Raw genomic sequence first — 17396 nt, forward strand, 5'->3', positions numbered from 1 at the left:
CCGTCTGTTCCATGGTCTTTTTTAGTCCGTATTAAAGTTCGTTTTTAAATAAGGAGGCAGAGATAATGAAAAAAGGGACTAAAATGAATGAGAGGGAAGAACGAAGGAAAATTTTAGAAGATACTCGAGGAGAACTTTTGGGAAAATTAATTTCGGAAAGAGAACAGCGGTCATTATGGCTTGTAAAGCTTATGGACATTGATGACGAACTTGAAGAATTATCTCGTTGGGAAAGGTCGCTAGAACTTTCAACTTAATTTTTCTACAACAATTCGGTGATTAAGTAACGTCATATCCTTGATTCGAGCAGGAACAAACAATTGACGGCCCAGTATATCCATGAGCTTCAAGCCGTTCTCACAGGGTTCGATGCTATCCACGGATTCCATGATTAAGGTTTCATTTTCGCCCTCTTTAAGATAGACATTAGACTCACACATTACAATCATCCTTTCACAAAAATAATAATGGCCATAAGAAATCTGACCTGACTTAGTGTCAAGCTCAGACCTCCATGGCCTTTTGCACATATAAACATTTATCAATCGATTATTATTATTCTACATCAATCAGATAATTCCTTCTAAGGACAGAATCAGCTATCAAGGGTTTTTAGGGATTTATCATCAGTTTTTTTCATAAAAAGAGGTGTTGAAGGATTCATGTAGAATAAAGTATTATCCTAAATTTAGGCATTTAAATAATTCATGATAAAGCTTACTATGTAAGTAAGTAATGGAAAGACCATGGAGGTCATAAGGCGGCAAGTTGGCGCCAATGATTTCTATGGTTTTTTTGTGCATATATAAAGTGCAGCTAGGGCAGTCGCCTGCGCCTGAAAGGTTAACAAGTGCACAGACAGTTTCTTTGGGCATCAGTTAAGTATTCTAATATATGCACCCCCACAGCAGGGACTATATTAATAACCTCCATATCTCACTGGGAGGTGCAGTTCGGAATTGTCTGCTGCCGGAAGAAGAAGAAATCAAAGCGATTTTCTCGGAAGCAGGTTTTAAGGATATCTTTTTTGAAGATGTGCTTAATTGTTATCGCTTAATTGGGAGAAAAGGCTAGAGGCAGTCGCAAAAATATCAGCTCAATTTTATAGCATTAGATTCTGTGGCAGAACGTACTTTTTTCAGGATCACTGAGAAGAGTACTTTTTTTTATTAAGCGACAGTGAGCGAGTATTATACCAAGATTAGAATTTAGAATAATATTGATAATAATTATCACTTACATCTGGGTGCCTATAGTGTAGAATAAAAGAAAACATAAGGCGATCAACACAAGAAAGATCATGTTTATCTAGAGAATTCCAGCAAAAACGAGGTTAGGAACAACTGGTATATAATTGAGAACCAGATTGAATCTTTGAAAGAAGGGACGGTCGGCAATGAAAGAAAAAGTATACTACTGGAGCGACACTTGCGACAGAAAAGCGATGGCTAAGGCGGCAGTCCAGGAAGTGAAGAGGGTATATACTCATGCACCGGTGAAAAAATCGAGGCGAGAGCAAAAGCAGGATTTCTGGAGGGATGGTCAGTGGCTGAAAAACTGGGAGGAAAGAGTGTAAATTTTGATTAATGCGCTGGTGAGAGGAATAGAGGGCCTCGTACCGGCGCATTTTTGTTTTGGTCTTTACCATTAATTGAAAAATTTAACAGTAACCTTACAAAGACGTAATTGGTGCTTAATACTCCTGTTATACAATAAACAGGAAAAATTTTTGGAGGTGCACAGGTATGTTCAAAAAGAACCACTTCAAGGGAATCGCGTCTATTTGTGTAATTGGTACAATACTTATATCCCTGGTGGCCGCCCAGCCAAATCTGGGGATAGCAAAGTCAGCGAACGAGGAGATTTATAAAGGAAAAACCCCAAAATATGTGTTTATGTTTATCGGAGACGGTATGAGCTATGCCCAAATCAGCAGCGCTGAAATGTATCTCGGTGAAAAATCCATGCCCGGAAAGCTCACTCCCGAGCAACTGAGCTTCACTAAGTTCCCCGTTCACGGATCACTTATGACGCAAGATTCGTCTTCATTTATTCCTGATTCTGCTTCAACAGCTACTTCCCTTGCATCAGGCCATAAAACTCTCTCCGGCGTAATCAACATGGACGAGACGAAGACTCATGAGTACAAGCCAATTACGGAAGATTTAAAGGCAAAAGGCTATAAAATCGGAATTATAACCAGCGTTCCTATTACCCACGCTACGCCGGCGGCCTACTATGCCAAGGTGGCCAACAGAAATGATGCCTACGAAATAGGCAAACAACTGGCAGCCAGCGGTTTTGATTATTTTGGCGGCGGTGATTTTGATCAAAAGACCGGGCCGGAGGGAACCGACCAGCCTATCTATGATATTGTTGAGGAAGCAGGCTATACCATAGCCAATACCAAAGAAGAAATCCAGGCCTTAAATAACCGTTCAGGCAAAGTGGTTGCCATTGATCCCGACGATTATGAAACAGCCTTAGACTATGAAATCGACCGGGAACCAGGCGAACTGGCTCTGGCCGATTATGTCAAAAAGGGAATTGATGTCTTAAACAACAACAAAGGCTTCTTTATGATGGTGGAAGGCGGAAAAATTGACTGGGCAAACCATGCCAATGATGCCGCGGCTTCCATCTATGATACCGTTGCCTTTGATGATTCTGTTAAAGTGGCTTTAGATTTCTATAATGCACACCCTAAAGATACCTTGATTCTGGTCACAGCTGACCATGAGTGCGGAGGCATGACTATTGGTTATTCTCTGACAGGTTACAGCACCCATTTCGAGAAGCTGCAGCCGGTAACCATGTCTTATCAGGAATTTGACAAAATCAGTAAACTGTACAAAGGAACCAATCCTGCCAATCCCAAGCTGGAGGATTTAAGCGCTAATATTAAAGAAGCCTATGGACTGGACCTTGCAACATTGACTCCATACGAAGCCTCCTTGCTGAATAATGCCTTTGCCAAGTTCATGTCAGCGGATACAAAGCCTGCAAACGACCAGGAAAGTGTTCTTTACGGGACCTATAACCCCTTGTCGGTGACTCTCTCTCATATCATGAATAACCGAGCCGGACTGAGCTTTACCACCTATTCCCATACAGGCGTACCTGTACCCATTTATGCCGTAGGTACCGGTTCTGAGCTGTTTGACGGGTACTATGATAATACGAAGGTTTACTATAAGCTTGCTTCTATAACCCAAAGCTCACAGGCAAAGTAAAAGGAGTAAAAAACGCCTGAATTTAGTTTCTTTCCATCATGTTATCAGTCCTGAGCGGGACAGAACCGCTCAGGACTTAATCTTTCTGACCACTGGGAGGGGATATTTTGCAGAACATACTTCTTGACACTTTGAAGAAGAAAGCTGACGGGTTAAAAAGAATCCCATTAAGAGAACTTATTTTTAACCTGAATGTCATAATCTTTATCGCAATTTTGGCTCTCATGCCAACGGGGTTTCAAGTGAATACCTATCCTGAAAGCATGCGGGCCGTGGCTAAAGTATTAGAGGTCAATAATGATAACCTGTTGAAGACCGCCAGCTTTGCTTTCGAAGGGGAACAAGTTTGTCTTGTCGAAATTCTGGACGGTCCCTTTAAAGGGCAGCAAGCTCCTGCTCACAACCGCTTCATGGGCAGACTGGAAGTGGATAAATCCTTCGCGATAGGAGATAAAGCTCTGGTAGTCATTGACTACACAGACAAAACTATTCGCAATATCATAATGATTGATCATTACAGGATAAATTTAGAGAGCATTCTTATCGGCATTTTTGCCGTCTTCTTAATTCTCTTTGCCCGCTGGACGGGGGCAAAGGCTCTGCTATCCTTTTTACTGACGGTCTTAATGATTTGGAAATTGCTGGTGCCTTTCCTGCTCAAAGGGTGGAATCCGATTATTATTTCCTTGTATTTTGTAGTAACAGCCACTTCCATCATTGTTTTCCTGGTAGGGGGGCTTAACCGCCAATCCATGGCGGCTGTACTGGGGTCTCTTTCAGGAACGTTGCTTACCGCAGTTTTGGCCATGATTTTTGGCCATAGCTTTAAAATTCATGGTGCAGTCCTGCCTTATTCGGAAAGCCTGCTTTATGCGGGGTACGCCCATTTAGATTTGACCGAGATCTTAATTGCCGTGGTTTTTATTGCTTCGGCGGGTGCGGTAATGGACCTGGCCATGGACATTGCTGCGGCTGTCCATGAAGTTGTAGAAAATAAGCCCGATATCACCACGGCTCAGGCCATACTCTCAGGTCTGAATGTAGGCAGGACGGTAGTGGGAACCATGACAACTACCTTATTATTCGCCTACACCGGGGGCTATATTTCCCTGCTCATGTATTTCATGGCTCAGGGAACGCCGGTTGTAGACATCTTTAATTTGAAGTATGTCTCCATGGAGATTATGCACACGATTGTGGGAAGTTTCGGACTTGTGGCCGTTGCTCCCTTTACGGCCCTTACCTCGGGAATCCTTTTGACAAAGAGAGGGAGCATAGCCGCGGGGGACTTTTCTTCGGGAGAATTCTCACTGGGAAACTGGAATAAATCCGGGGGCCAACTTTTTAAAAAATAAACATTTTTTAAAAAATATTTATTGGCAGGAATTTACGCCAGTACGTAGAAGTATGTTTATGGAAAAATAAAGGTAAATTAGTCAAAGAAAAAATGACACAAGCAACGCCAAGAAGGTATTGCAAGGACCATGGAGGTTCGACCCGTTAGGGTCAGCTTCATGGTCTTTTTTGTGCTAATCAAAAAGGATGACAAGATTTTGTATCATTCCACCCCCATGTTTTTGGTCGGGGGAGGAAAATAAAATAACAGCAGGTTGGAAAGCGCGTGAAAATAATGAAACGTTCTATAAGAGGTGTTCGGAAATGAGCTTGATAGATTATGAGAAATGAAGATAGGATGAGGATAGCAGTTATTGACGGGCAAGGCGGAGGGATTGGCAAACATATCGTTGAGCAGCTGCGCAAACGGTTCCCTGAAATGTACGTCCTGGCGTTGGGAACAAATGCCCTTGCTACCGGTGCGATGGTGCGTGCTGGAGCTACAGAAGGAGCCTCCGGAGAATCAGCGATTTGTTTCAATGCTAATCAGGTTGACATGATTGTTGGGTCCTTTGCCATTATGATGGTTTATGAATTGTTGGGGGAAATAACCCCCGCAATGGCTGCGGCTATTTCTGCCAGCAAAGCTGAAAAATTACTGCTTCCTATTCAGCGGGGAAGCATTCAGCTTGTGGGAATTCCCCGCAGTCCTCTCCCTCATCAGATTGAAGTGCTGGTTAATGAGGTTGAAGAACGAATGAAGGCCCTAAAATAGTCGTACCGAATTAAGCAAAAGCGACCAATTTGTTATAGTTGGTCGCTTTTTAATAAAGGGTTTTGTATAAAAAATATAGAGAATAGTAAAATCATGGAAGAGGGTATACGGTGTCGATTTTTGTATCTATGCAAAGTGATGACAGGTTAATTATCAGATTCGATTATACTGAAGACCGGGTGAAAAAGATTAGAAGTATCCTTGGACGGTCTTGGAATCAAAAAGAAAGACATTGGACGATACCCTTTCAGCATGAATCAGTAAAGATAATTTTGGTAATCCCATAGTTATGTGTAATGCCCATTTCGGGTCAGAATTACCGGATAAGAATAATAGCTTGAAGAGGAGGTCACGTAAATGGACGATTTGAAATATCCCATTGGTCAATATAATTTTTCTAAAGAGGTCATTGACGAGCAAATTCCAGGCTTAGTTTCACAAATAGAGGTACTGCCAGATTTACTTTCAAGGTCCATTGGAGGTTTATCTGAAGAACAATTGAACTGTTCGTATAGACCAGAGGGATGGACAATTAGACAAGTAGTTCATCATATTGCTGACAGCCATATGAACGGGTACGTTAGGTTCAGATTGGCGCTTACGGAAGATCGTCCCACAATCAAACCATACGACGAGGTCCAATGGGCTGAACTAGAAGATGCTGTAAATATGCCGGTCGATGTTTCTCTAAGACTTATCGAATCGTTACACAAAAGATGGGTTCGATTAATAAGATCATTGTCCAGTACGCAACTAGACTCTGAATTTCGTCACCCTGATATCGGAAACGTCAGTATCAAAAAGGCTATAAGTCTTTACGCTTGGCACGGTAATCATCATCTAGGACACATAAACACCTTCAAAAAGAAGATCGGGCTAGAAATATAGAGTGGGCACAACACATAAACCAGCTAATTGTTGTCAAGAAAAAGTTTCTTTAAAAAGTTTATCCAGAAAGAAGCGTATAGCAAAGCTAACCTACCAAATAGTAAGCACAAAAACGGTCTGTAGATAAAAGGTATCCATAAGTTCACATAGAATAGTTATTTTGGATCAGAAAATGGCTGCTGAGAAGCTAAAATACCGAAAATTATCCTAAGTAATTTGTTAGAAGTAGCAATGATTGCGACTTTAGAAGGCTTGCCTTCGTTTATTTTTCGAAGGTAAAAACTTCTAAGGATCATATTTAGAGGGCCACTGGCTCTATTACTAATTCCAGCTACAGTGGCTTGATAGATTGCCTTTCTAAGATAAGGTGACCCTCTCTTGGAAATCTTGTTATGACTCGATTTGAACTTTCCCGATTCGAAGACAGAGGGGTCAATGCCTGCAAAAGCGACCAACTGTTTAGAACTCGGGAATCTCTTAATATCACCAATCTCAGCGAGAATGGTGGTGGCTGTAGCCTCTCCTACGCCAGGAATTGAACAAAGGAGAGGGTAATCAAGGGAAAAGTTTGCCCAGTAGACCATTTGAGCCCGTATATCTGTCAGAATACTTTGTTGGGATCTGAGGAGATCCATGTACATCCTTAAAACCCGTAAGTTTGACTGTTGGGCGCGGTTAAAAGGCAGACTTTCCTTGGCAGCCGATATCAGTGCATCCGTTTTCAACTCGTACCAGCTCTTCGCCATCTTTGCTGGCTTAAGACAATTAATAATCTGGTCCCTACTAGCCGATAGAATAGCATTGGGAGAAGGAAAAGAAGAAAGGACTCTCAAAGCAGTAGGACTACATAAATGAGCAAATACTGACTCAAACTTAGGAAACAGAAGGTCTAAAACGGAACGAAACCGGAGTTGAGTCTCAATATATAGAGTGTTGAACCCATCATACTGGCGGCAAAGATTCTGCAACTCCGAGATGTAATCCATATGAGGTTTGGCCTCGGTAAATTGATTCAGGTAGTAAACCTGAGCAATACGATTCGCATCAATCGGGTCAGTCTTAACTTTACGAACGGATTTCTTTTTCTCAGCGTGAGTCTGAAGAGGATTTAAAACGACCACCTTGAACCCAGCATCTTGAAAGAAAGCGGCAATAGGCTTGGAGTAGTTGCCAGTAGCCTCCATAACCACATGAGGACGTTGACCCATCTCCAATTCTAACTTGCTGAGTCGATCGACTAATAGAGATAAATCGTTGGGTGAATGAGAGAACGAAAAGGGTTTGGAATCTAAAACTTGATAACGTTTAAAGACAGCAGCCACACTTTTGGACTTGGAAACATCAATACTCAAGACTGGAACATCAAACATGAAAAACCTCCTCTTTATCTGGGTCCATCTTTAAACATCAATCCTTAGGTTCGCGTTGTGATACGGGCTCGAAGCCCAACCAGCTCAATCAAGGTAAAGGTGTCAAAGAGGGCCTGAACAGTTTATGCGACGGGATCTAGGTCCCAACAGAGTGTACCGTTCTAACCCAGTTTTCTTAAGTATAAAGGAATACAAAAGAAAAAAGATCCATACCCAGATTGAACTGGTTATGAACCTATAATACGAACAGAGGGTTTAGCGACATCGGAGAGAATATGAATGTAGTAACCCGACGTCGCAAACCCTCGGGAGGTTATACGAAACCAAACGCAATGGCGCGCCGTCCTGGCGCGGTTAATGGAATAATATCATAGCTATTTTCTAATAGTAAGATTGATTATATCGAATCATATACTGGAAGGGAAATAGCTATGAATGAGAAAGAAAAAATGATAAAGGGTGATCTATATAAGGCGTATGATGAAGAGCTTTTCAGGGAACGCCAAAATGCAAAGATAGCTCTATACCAATTTAACTCCTTACATCCAGATGAGATCGAAAAACGAGATAATATTATCAGGAGTTTGTTTGGTAAGACAAGGGATAAGTTTTTTATAGAGCCGCCGTTCCGATGTGACTATGGCTATAACATTTATATAGGGGAGAATTTTTACTCGAACTATAATTGTACTATCTTAGATTGTGCCAAGGTTTTAATTGGCGATAATGTTATGTTCGGACCAAATGTTAACCTTTTTACAGCAGGTCATCCTATTAATTTTGAGGTGCGTAACGAAGGTCTTGAATATGCTTTACCGATAGTTATAGGCAATAATGTTTGGATCGGCGGAGGAGCAATCGTTAATCCGAGAATTACTATTGGTGATAATGTAGTAATAGGTTCTGGAAGCGTAGTAACAAAGGATATTCCATCTAACTCGATTGCCGTGGGTAATCCATGTAAGGTAATACGAAAAATTTCAGACACAGATAGATTACATAAAGACAACAGTTATTGAGGGGACGCCGTCCTGGCGTCCTCTGAATATGGGGGCGTTCGGCTTCGTATAAACCAGCGTGTTCCAAAAATCTGAGAGAATATGCAAGTAATAACCAGGCTTCGGGAATTCACAGGACGTTATACGCCATGTTGGGTCAAATAGTATTTTTCAGTTGATAATTTGGGGTCCAATACGGTGGTGGAAATGTTCAGGATATTGGGAAGTGCTGGGATGAGTTGGCCCTATTTAAGCTCTCTGCCCATAAGTCAGTAGTTTCCATTAATTTGGTTAGGGTGGAACTGACAGGATTATTTTATAAACGATATGTGTTTGAACTATTGTAAGTTTTCAGGAAAGAAAGTTAGTGGCACAGTGTGTTGGCGATTTGTAAACATTAGGAATATGAGGTGAGAAATATTTTGTTTATATTGGCAGTGGTATCATCCATGCTTTTGTTTATTAATTGTGTCTTCCTTTAGCGCCACTTGGCCAATATGAAAGAGGTATGGCGCGGCGCAAATTCTTAAACGTTATATGCTATACCTGGGTCTTTATATTTTTGTTTATTAAGTATAATCGTTTGGCTGAGAAGCGTTTATAGTTAGCTATCTGGAATCTTGACATTGACATTGATGTCATACATTATAATAATTTCGTCGAAAGAAGGGAGGTACTTAGAAATTGCTAATTAGCGAGTTATCCTGTAAGACTGGGGTGAGTGTTCGCTCGTTGCGCTATTATGAGTCAAAAAAACTTCTGCATTCCAAACGGTTAGAAAATGGTTATCGTGATTTTGACGAATCTGCGGAACAACGAGTGAAAATTATCCAGCTTTACTTTATGCTTGGGCTAAGCACAAATGATATTGCTCAAGTTATTGATTGTCCAGTTTCTATATCTAATCAACAACCATTATGTGAAAAAGCGATTGAGGTTTACCGAGCGAAATTGACAGAAATAGATACTCAGATTGAAATATTGCAAAAATTACGATTGCAGTTACAGGAACGCATAGCTGATTTCGAAAGACCAAACTTACTATTGTTTGAAAGGACGGAATAAGGTTATGATTGTTGACAGCCACCAACATGTGATTTTACCAACTAAAAATCAATTAACTCAAATGGATGAAGCAGGAATAGACAGAACTATATTATTTGCTACAACTGTTCATCCGGAAATGACCAATGATGTAGAAGCTTTCAAAAAAGAGATGAGAATTCTTAATAAGATTATTTCAGGAAAAAGAAATGCCTTAGATGCAAGAATCAAATCAGTTAACGAACAAGTACGAGTAATAGAAGAAAATCCTGGAAAGTTTATTGGATTTGGTACGGTTCCAATAGGATTGTCTCAAGAGGAAACTTCAATGTGGATCAAAGAAAGAGTTGTTGCTTATAATTTTATTGGCCTCGGAGAAATAACACTAATACCAGGGCAAGCATCAAAGTTAAAATCAATTTTTGCAGCAACTTCGGAATTTGGGAATCTTCCTTTATGGATACACACCTTTGCACCATTAACCTTGGATGATATCAAAGCTATTGTGGATCTTGCAAAACAATTTATCAATGTACCAGTTATATTAGGCCATTTGGGTGGTATTAACTATTTAGAGACTATTGAAATAGCTAAAGAAAATAAAAATCTCTATTTGGATTTGTCCGCAATGTTCTCGATTATACCAGTTTCACTTGCGATAAAAGAATTACCAGAACGTACGCTTTTTAGTTCAGACGCTCCTTATGGCGATCCATTTTTAGTTAGAAAATCAATTGAAAGAGTAACTAATGATAATCATGTGAGGGAACAAATCCTTGGAGGAAACATTGCTCAATTATTAAGCATTTGATTGCTGTATGGGAGAAAATAAAAAGGATGACTTGGGAAATATTTTGCCGGTACGGCGTATAACAGTGAATTCCCAAAATCTGAGAGGATATGCAGGTAATAACCAGACTTCGGGAATTCACGGGACGTTAAAAAAAATAGGTCCCAAGGGCCGTACCGTCCTGGCGCGGATTTGTGCAAGTAGGTTTGAAGGATTTTTTGATTTGAAGTTTATATAATTTGCAGATTAAGGAAATTGGTTTGACTATGAAAAAGATAAAATATTTTTGTTCTAAATCATGTCAGGTAGAATTAGTTTATTGTAAGGATACAAAAATTGCATATCCCGAACACAATCATGTCTCACATTATATTATTGGCTTAGTTATAAATGGGAAAATTCAATTAAAGAACGCTAATCAATTAAAGATTATATCTAAAAATGATTTTTTTATTATTTCGCCGTATGCAACGCATAGGATTGAATCGATATTTGGAATGTACACAATGATTACTGTTTGCATTGGTACCGATTTTGTAAAAGAATATGATGTTAAAAGTGCTTTGACAATACTACAAAAAATAGCTGGCCCGCTTCATGCAAATGGGCTTATTACCTATGAGCAGCTTGCAATTATTTCGAGCGCGATTGATATGTTGTTTTTAGGTGTTGTGAATCCGGAAGAGAATCTATCAGAAGAGATTAGTGCAGCAAGGAATTATTTGGAACAAGCCCCGGAAAATATTGTGAGTATTGAACAGTTGTCACAGAGCGTTTTTATTAGTAAATATCATTTTATTCGAGAATTCAAAAAAAGTGTAGGATTAACACCACATCATTTTCAGATACAAAATCGTATCAGAAAAGCACAATATTTATTACTTCAAAATAAAAATATAGCAGAAGTGGCTTTAAACACAGGATTCTATGATCAAAGTCATTTTAATAAATGGTTTAAAAAATTTTTAGGTATTACACCAACTGAATACATATTATCGGTTTCAGAATTATAAAACAAAATGCCTTAGCAAAGCGCCGGAAAAAACTTTGCAAATAGAAACAGTCCATCTTCATTAGCATTGACTTCGTGAGGAATTTTTGCCGGATAAATTGAAATAGTTCCCGGTATATACTCCAGATGCACACCATCATTGACACAGGTGCCTGTACCAGCGATTACTTCATGTGTTTCTAATTGAGTTTCATGGATGTGATTTTTTATACTGCAGTTTGGAGCAATACGTACAAGATGATAGCTAAATTGCCCATTAGTATCTTTTGCGGTAAGAATATGTTTTAATTCTACCCCATCAAAAACGGGATGTCTTGACCATTCAATTTCCATAAAAGATTTTTTTGATGTTGGTAAGCATAATTGGCCGTTATTAAAGCTTTCAAAAACGCTATTATTACTCACAGGAACACCTCTTTCTAAAATTTTATGCAATTATTGTATGATAATATAGAACTAATACGATTGTATAAAATTGCTATGATTCAGATTATGAACATAATGTGATGTTTATAGATTTCAGACGTAATATCCCTAATCATTTTGCATGGTTATCTGGGATTTGAGGAGTCGCCTTGCATGGCGACTTCTGAGTATTGGGACGACCAACTTCATTTTACATGGGATTACCGTAACTTCGCAAAGATGCATGTGATTGGGACGCTACGGTAATCCCGGAGACGTTATATGACATGTCCAATGCGAAAGGAGTTCAAGATGAGAGCTGTTGGATTTGACTTGGGAGAAACGTTAATTGGTTACAAAGGCATACCTTTAAGTTGGAAACCTCTATATAGGCAAGCTTTACTCGGAGTAGCGGAGGTCTGTGAATGCAAAGTAACTGAGGATATGATATCTAGAGCCGATTTTTTGCTATCAAAATATAACACCAGATTAAACCCTAGGATCGAAGAAGTATCGGCTGATGTAATTTTGGGGGAAATATTACTAGATTGGGGATTACCCAAGTTGCATTATTGTGAAGTCGCTCAAGAAGCCTTCTTTTCATATTTCCAAAGAGAATCCTTTGTGCATGAAGACGCTGTACCTATCTTAAAGTATCTAAAAGGAAAAGGCGTTAAAATAGGAGTTTTTACAGATGTACCTTATGGTATGAGCAAAGATTTTGCTTCTCGAGATATTTACTCCTTTACCCAATTCGTAGATGTACTATTAACCTCCGTAGAAGTAGGTTATAGAAAGCCTGACGCCAGAGGATTCATAGAATTGGCAAACAAGTTGGAGGTTAATCCGTTCGAAATGGTTTTTGTGGGAAATGAACCAAAGGATATAATAGGGGCTAATGAGGCAGGAGCAATTGCAGTATTAATTGATAGAGAGGGTCATAATCAATATTTTGGTGAAAAGGTCAAAATAACAAGTCTACTTGATTTAAGATCATTTGTTTAGGATTTGCTTTGGAGCCGACACGTCATACAACAAAGGGTTTGCAACATCGGAGAGAATTGAATGTAGTAACCTTACGTCGCAAACCCTCGGGTCGTTATACGACAGGCCGCTTTTGGGGCTGAAATTAGGGGAGGAAATTATATGCCGAGATTATTTGGAGAAAGAATTATGCTGCGTGAATACAAGCGAGAAGACTTAGAACACATTAGGAAATGGGTTAACGACCCTGAAGTAGTCGATAACCTATCAGACATTTTCCTCGCACCCCATACTTTGAATAATACTGAGGACTTTCTGGATTCGATACTAAAAGGCACACGTCAGAATAGCTATTGTTTTGTCATTGCCGATAAAGAGACAGAAGCATATATTGGTCAAATCGACTTATTCAATATCAACTGGAAAAATAGGAATGCTGAAATAGGTATTGTGATCGGAGAAGGTCAGAATAGGGGAAAAGGAATTGGCGCTGAAGCATTAAAGGTGTTGCAGGACTTTGTTTTTAATAGGCTTAATATAAACCGTCTCGAGATAAAGGTCCATTCGTACAACACAAGGGCACATCGATGCTATTTAAAAAGTGGTTTTATAGAGGAAGGAAGACTTAGAGAAATTTTTTATATACATGGTAAGTACTTTGATACGATCATTCTATCCATGCTCAAGTCCGAATTTGAAAGCGGGATGCAAGCGCGGCCCATCGTAACTAATTAGAGATTTATGATATTCCTAAGCACAGAAAAGCCATTGATCAATTCAGTGTCTTTAAAAGAATTCCTTACGTTGGCAACAAATAGAGCATCATGAATCTCTTGTTGTACTGAACCGTCTGCCGAGCAGCGGTTAGTCTATGGAAATTCAATCTTTCCTCCAGTCTCAAATGGACGAGAGAGTTTGAGAAATTTGAGGCATGACAATCATCCTTTCCAAGTTAATTGGGGTTAGCAAAAGAATGATATCATGCCTCAATTATTATTTGGGCTCAAAATAGCCACCGTGCAGCAGTTTAGCACAACACGCCTTTCCCGCAACTTTATGAATATGAATGTGGTTAGGACGCTGCGTAAACCCCTGAACGTTCTACGATATATGGTGTAAAAGCCGCACCGTCCTGGCGCGGACGAAAAGGAATTTTTAGCAGGTATAGCATTGTTCGTTGTAAACATGTTTCAGAGTGAGCCCAGTAGTACAACTACTGGGTTTGCCTCGGGAATTACGGCTGTTTCTATTGCTAAGCTGATTCAATTTTATCGTATTTCTAAAAATCCACAGCTACTAAAAAATATCAGATTGAGCAAAAAGAAGAAAGATTTATTGCAATATCAGAAAAGAGCGGTCGCTTTACGCTTATGCTTACATTGGTTTTCGAGTTCGTCGTTATATTTGTGCTAATTTTACTCAGTCAAATTAAGGTTGCGAATATTGTAACTTTTGTTGTAGGAATTCAAACGCTTACATATTTGATAACGTATTACTATCTCTGTAATAAATATTAAATATGTGATTTTAATAAGTTATAAATCTATAGACAACCTACTGAACAATATTCAAGATGGACAAAGGATTTAGTTGGAGAGTTAGAGGATGAATTATCGTCTATAACAATTCAATCCGACCTACATGAATTTACAGATATTCTTGCAATGAGGATTTTTTATAAAAACGGTTTCGGTATAGGATATATGCTTAATTCAAAAATGAGTGGCTTGAAAGAATACATTGAGAGGCTCAAGGAGCTAGAGGAGTTAGTTTAATATTCCATTATTATTAAGTTGACAGTTCCTCCCTACAAGTGTAATCTTTAGTTAGATTACACTTGTAGGGAGGAGCTTTTATGACTAATTCAAGCTTTAGAATCTCAGATGCCGAATGGCAAGTGATGAAAGTGCTTTGGGAAAAGTCACCATTGACTGCTTCGATAATTGTTGAATATTTAAAACTTGAAACCAGCTGGAGTCCTAAAACAATTCAAACTTTGATAGCACGATTAGTAAAAAAAGGGGCATTAGGGGTAAACAAAGGAGTTAGTCTGAATCAATACTATCCCTTAGTCTCACAAGAAGAATGTATGCGCGAAGAAACGGATTCTTTTCTGAAAAAGGTGTATGGTGGTTCACTCCATCTCTTAATTGCCAATTTCGTTAAGAATGAAAACTTATCGTCAAAAGAGATTCAAGAACTGAAAAATCTTCTTGATGAAAAAATGAAGTAGTGAAAGGAGAGTATAGATAAGTGGATTTGACAAGACTCTTCTACTACGTTGTTTCTTTATCCTTAATGGGAAACATATTGGCTATAGGACTCTTGATTATCAAAAAATTATTTCGACAAAAGCTTAGTGCTAATTGGCATTACTATATCTGGTTTATACTCATATTAAGGTTAATAATCCCATTTACTCCACCGATCTCGTTTAATGTTTTAAATCTTATCCCTCAATATCAGCAAGCAATTGATTTACCACAAATATCAATGCCGAGTGCTTGGCAACAGGACAAACCAACTGCGGTAATGCAGATGAATACTAATAATGCAAATATGGCTCAAGAAACAATGACCGAGAAGGAAAACACTCAGCCGTCTTCATCCGGGGTGGTAAATGAATGGCTTAACTGGCAGACTACGTCCTTAATCTGGATCATAGGAGTCATTGTAATTTTAACCTATATTCTCTTAATCAATGGGATACTTCTATTTAAAACCAAAAAACTACCTGTATGCGAATCGGAGTTTATTTTAGAAATACTACAGGAATGTAAAGCTAAACTGAAGGTTCGTAATCATGTTTCCATTGTCTATGATGCTGCAATAAAATCACCGGCAATTATAGGATTATGGCATCCCAAAATCATGATTTCTCCAGAGATAGTTAATAGATTACCGTCTGAAGAACTGAGTTATATTATTTTACATGAGCTTAGCCATATGAAACGACGCGACCTACTGACAAACGGTTTAGTGCTGGCATTACAGGTGATTTATTGGTTTAACCCAGTCATTTGGTTAGCACTGCACCAAATGAAGCAGGATTGTGAAATAGCCTGTGATGCGACAGCTTTAGCTGTTCTGAAGACGGAAGAGTATAAGAAATATGGACAGACTGTTATCAGTATGTTGCAATTGCTTTCTGAATCAAGATGGGCTCCGGGTACACTTGGTTTTGTCAGCAAATTTAATACTAGGAGGATCATTATGATTGCTAACTATCGAAGAACGACATTAAAATGGGCTGTTGCAGCCTTAGCCTTAACTTTGGCGGTTGGATGTTCCAGTTTGAATAACCCTATTAACAACCAATCGAAAAATACCTCTTCAGCAGGGCAACAAAAGGCAACCACTACGGCTACACCTCCCCCAACAACTTCCTTAGCAGACAATACAAACTCAATCGTATATCAAAATACTCAGTATGGGTTCAGTTTTTCCTTGCCGGGAGATTGGAAAGGCTATTCGATTGTAAGCAGCCAATGGCAGGGGACATCCTTAAGTGGTGGTGCTAATGTGGAAAGCGGACCTATGATATCGATTCGAAATCCACAGTGGACATCTGATACACCGACGCAAGATATTCCAATTATGATATTCACCATAGATCAATGGAACTCACTTCAACAAGACGTATTCCACATCGGTGCAGCACCAATCAATCCAAGTGAGCTCGGGAGAAATAACACTTACGTCTTTGCTTTACCGGCTCGTTATAATTATGCTTTCCCCAAGGGATATCAAGAGGTGGAAACTATCCTGAAAGGTAGTCCGCTTCAAACGACATCGGTAACCCAACAACACCCTGATTCAACAGAATCTATGCTCTCTAATATGATGATATCTGCCAAACAAGGCAAAGTGGTTTTTAATGATGACTTTGCAGCCAAAACCAATACCATTGAGGATATTAAAAAGGTTTGGGGAAAACCTGATAAGACCGATTGGGTATCTTCACTCAATGAAGCCTATGACACTTATTCAAGCCATAGTTTGGTTTTTGGCGTTAACAAAGGGGATCAAATCACTGAAATTCGTTCTTATGACAGCCGTTTAAAAGGTATAACTCTTAATGAAGCTGAGAAAGTGTTAGGGACTCCGGCTTATGATGTAACAAGCAACGGTCAAGAAATCATCGGTTATGAGGCAGGCTCTGAATTTAAACTCGAAATGGTCTTTACGCAACCGACCAGTTCAGCCCCAAACCCTGTGATCGACCACTATAATGTCCTTTATCCTCAAGGAACTGTTAATAATATGGCAAATTATCCTGGTAGACAATGGTAAAAGCATAATAGCGACAGAGCAGCTTATTCAAAAGGAGTAAGCTGCCCTTGTATTATTGATGTCTAAAGTTAGTAAATTTTTCTAGATATTCTTATACCCATCAGTATTAATCCCTTTCTACCTCTAAATTACTGTGATGCTTTTTAGGACGGATAATAACGTCGTCTGACCAGTTGTAGTCAAGCACCTTGTTAAATCGCAGCGGTCTTCCACTCAGGCTCAGAAACAGACAGTAACGGATTTGGTGGGTTTCTCAAGCTTATGGGGTT

The 17396-nt window shown here is 39.3% G+C and carries 18 protein-coding genes; 15 read left to right on the forward strand and 3 right to left on the reverse strand.

The features are described 5' to 3' along the window. Positions 1 to 65: 65 nt before the first annotated feature. Positions 66 to 257: a hypothetical protein gene (locus DESOR_RS02410; RefSeq protein ID WP_014183019.1), complete on the forward strand. Its 192-nt coding sequence runs from the start codon at positions 66 to 68 to the stop codon at positions 255 to 257. On the opposite strand, the gene DESOR_RS02415 is transcribed toward DESOR_RS02410, so the two are convergent. Further along, on the reverse strand, positions 249 to 440 hold the full coding sequence (locus DESOR_RS02415; RefSeq protein ID WP_014183020.1) for a CooT family nickel-binding protein: 192 nt from the start codon (positions 438 to 440) through the stop codon (positions 249 to 251). The genes DESOR_RS02410 and DESOR_RS02415 overlap by 9 nt on opposite strands. A gap of 956 nt (positions 441 to 1396) precedes the next feature. Here DESOR_RS02415 and DESOR_RS02425 point away from each other — a divergent pair. From DESOR_RS02425 to DESOR_RS02445, 5 genes are all read left to right on the forward strand, one after another. Further along, on the forward strand, positions 1397 to 1576 hold the full coding sequence (locus DESOR_RS02425) for a hypothetical protein (RefSeq protein ID WP_014183021.1): 180 nt from the start codon (positions 1397 to 1399) through the stop codon (positions 1574 to 1576). 169 nt (positions 1577 to 1745) lie between these two features. Continuing rightward, positions 1746 to 3233 carry an alkaline phosphatase gene (locus DESOR_RS02430; protein ID WP_014183022.1) on the forward strand — a complete coding sequence of 496 codons (1488 nt, stop codon included), beginning with the start codon at positions 1746 to 1748 and terminating at the stop codon, positions 3231 to 3233. Between the two features lie 107 nt (positions 3234 to 3340). Then, positions 3341 to 4588 carry a YibE/F family protein gene (locus DESOR_RS02435; RefSeq protein ID WP_014183023.1) on the forward strand — a complete coding sequence of 416 codons (1248 nt, stop codon included), beginning with the start codon at positions 3341 to 3343 and terminating at the stop codon, positions 4586 to 4588. A 338-nt stretch (positions 4589 to 4926) separates the two neighbouring features. Then, positions 4927 to 5343 carry a DUF3842 family protein gene (locus tag DESOR_RS02440; RefSeq protein ID WP_042331841.1) on the forward strand — a complete coding sequence of 139 codons (417 nt, stop codon included), beginning with the start codon at positions 4927 to 4929 and terminating at the stop codon, positions 5341 to 5343. Between the two features lie 357 nt (positions 5344 to 5700). Continuing rightward, on the forward strand, positions 5701 to 6231 hold the full coding sequence (locus DESOR_RS02445; RefSeq protein ID WP_014183026.1) for a YfiT family bacillithiol transferase: 531 nt from the start codon (positions 5701 to 5703) through the stop codon (positions 6229 to 6231). A 155-nt stretch (positions 6232 to 6386) separates the two neighbouring features. Here the strand turns inward: DESOR_RS02445 and DESOR_RS02450 are convergent, their stop codons facing one another. Next, positions 6387 to 7601: an IS110 family RNA-guided transposase gene (locus DESOR_RS02450; protein ID WP_014183027.1), complete on the reverse strand. Its 1215-nt coding sequence runs from the start codon at positions 7599 to 7601 to the stop codon at positions 6387 to 6389. 431 nt (positions 7602 to 8032) lie between these two features. On the opposite strand from DESOR_RS02450, the gene DESOR_RS02455 reads away from it, so the two are divergent. The 5 genes from DESOR_RS02455 (at position 8033) to DESOR_RS02475 (ending at position 11446) form a co-directional block, all read left to right on the forward strand. Beyond that, positions 8033 to 8620 (forward strand): sugar O-acetyltransferase, encoded by a 588-nt coding sequence (locus tag DESOR_RS02455; protein WP_014183028.1) that lies wholly within the window; start codon positions 8033 to 8035, stop codon positions 8618 to 8620. 663 nt (positions 8621 to 9283) lie between these two features. Further along, a complete protein-coding gene (locus DESOR_RS02460) occupies positions 9284 to 9664 on the forward strand; it encodes a MerR family transcriptional regulator (RefSeq protein ID WP_014183029.1) in 381 nt (126 codons plus the stop codon). A gap of 4 nt (positions 9665 to 9668) precedes the next feature. Beyond that, positions 9669 to 10454 (forward strand): amidohydrolase family protein, encoded by a 786-nt coding sequence (locus DESOR_RS02465; protein ID WP_014183030.1) that lies wholly within the window; start codon positions 9669 to 9671, stop codon positions 10452 to 10454. A 7-nt stretch (positions 10455 to 10461) separates the two neighbouring features. Next, on the forward strand, positions 10462 to 10671 hold the full coding sequence (locus DESOR_RS02470) for a hypothetical protein (RefSeq protein ID WP_042330728.1): 210 nt from the start codon (positions 10462 to 10464) through the stop codon (positions 10669 to 10671). 28 nt (positions 10672 to 10699) lie between these two features. Beyond that, entirely contained in the window at positions 10700 to 11446 is a 747-nt protein-coding gene (locus DESOR_RS02475; protein ID WP_014183031.1) for a helix-turn-helix domain-containing protein, read from the forward strand. A gap of 11 nt (positions 11447 to 11457) precedes the next feature. On the opposite strand, the gene DESOR_RS02480 is transcribed toward DESOR_RS02475, so the two are convergent. Continuing rightward, the gene (locus DESOR_RS02480) at positions 11458 to 11850 is read right to left on the reverse strand and encodes a cupin domain-containing protein (RefSeq protein WP_014183032.1); all 393 of its coding nucleotides are present in this window, start codon (positions 11848 to 11850) and stop codon (positions 11458 to 11460) included. 312 nt (positions 11851 to 12162) lie between these two features. Here DESOR_RS02480 and DESOR_RS02485 point away from each other — a divergent pair, with 312 nt between their 5' ends. The 4 genes from DESOR_RS02485 to DESOR_RS02500 all read left to right on the forward strand — a co-directional run bounded on the left by DESOR_RS02485 (position 12163) and on the right by DESOR_RS02500 (position 17127). Further along, complete coding sequence (locus tag DESOR_RS02485) at positions 12163 to 12855, forward strand: HAD family hydrolase (RefSeq protein WP_014183033.1); 693 nt, start codon at positions 12163 to 12165, stop codon at positions 12853 to 12855. A gap of 141 nt (positions 12856 to 12996) precedes the next feature. Continuing rightward, the gene (locus tag DESOR_RS02490; protein ID WP_014183034.1) at positions 12997 to 13569 is read left to right on the forward strand and encodes a GNAT family N-acetyltransferase; all 573 of its coding nucleotides are present in this window, start codon (positions 12997 to 12999) and stop codon (positions 13567 to 13569) included. A 1120-nt stretch (positions 13570 to 14689) separates the two neighbouring features. Then, positions 14690 to 15067: a BlaI/MecI/CopY family transcriptional regulator gene (locus DESOR_RS02495; RefSeq protein WP_014183035.1), complete on the forward strand. Its 378-nt coding sequence runs from the start codon at positions 14690 to 14692 to the stop codon at positions 15065 to 15067. Positions 15068 to 15087: 20 nt separating this feature from the next. After that, the gene (locus DESOR_RS02500) at positions 15088 to 17127 is read left to right on the forward strand and encodes a M56 family metallopeptidase (protein ID WP_014183036.1); all 2040 of its coding nucleotides are present in this window, start codon (positions 15088 to 15090) and stop codon (positions 17125 to 17127) included. Positions 17128 to 17396: the final 269 nt, after the last annotated feature.

This window comes from Desulfosporosinus orientis DSM 765 (genome assembly GCF_000235605.1).
GTDB lineage: Bacteria > Bacillota > Desulfitobacteriia > Desulfitobacteriales > Desulfitobacteriaceae > Desulfosporosinus > Desulfosporosinus orientis.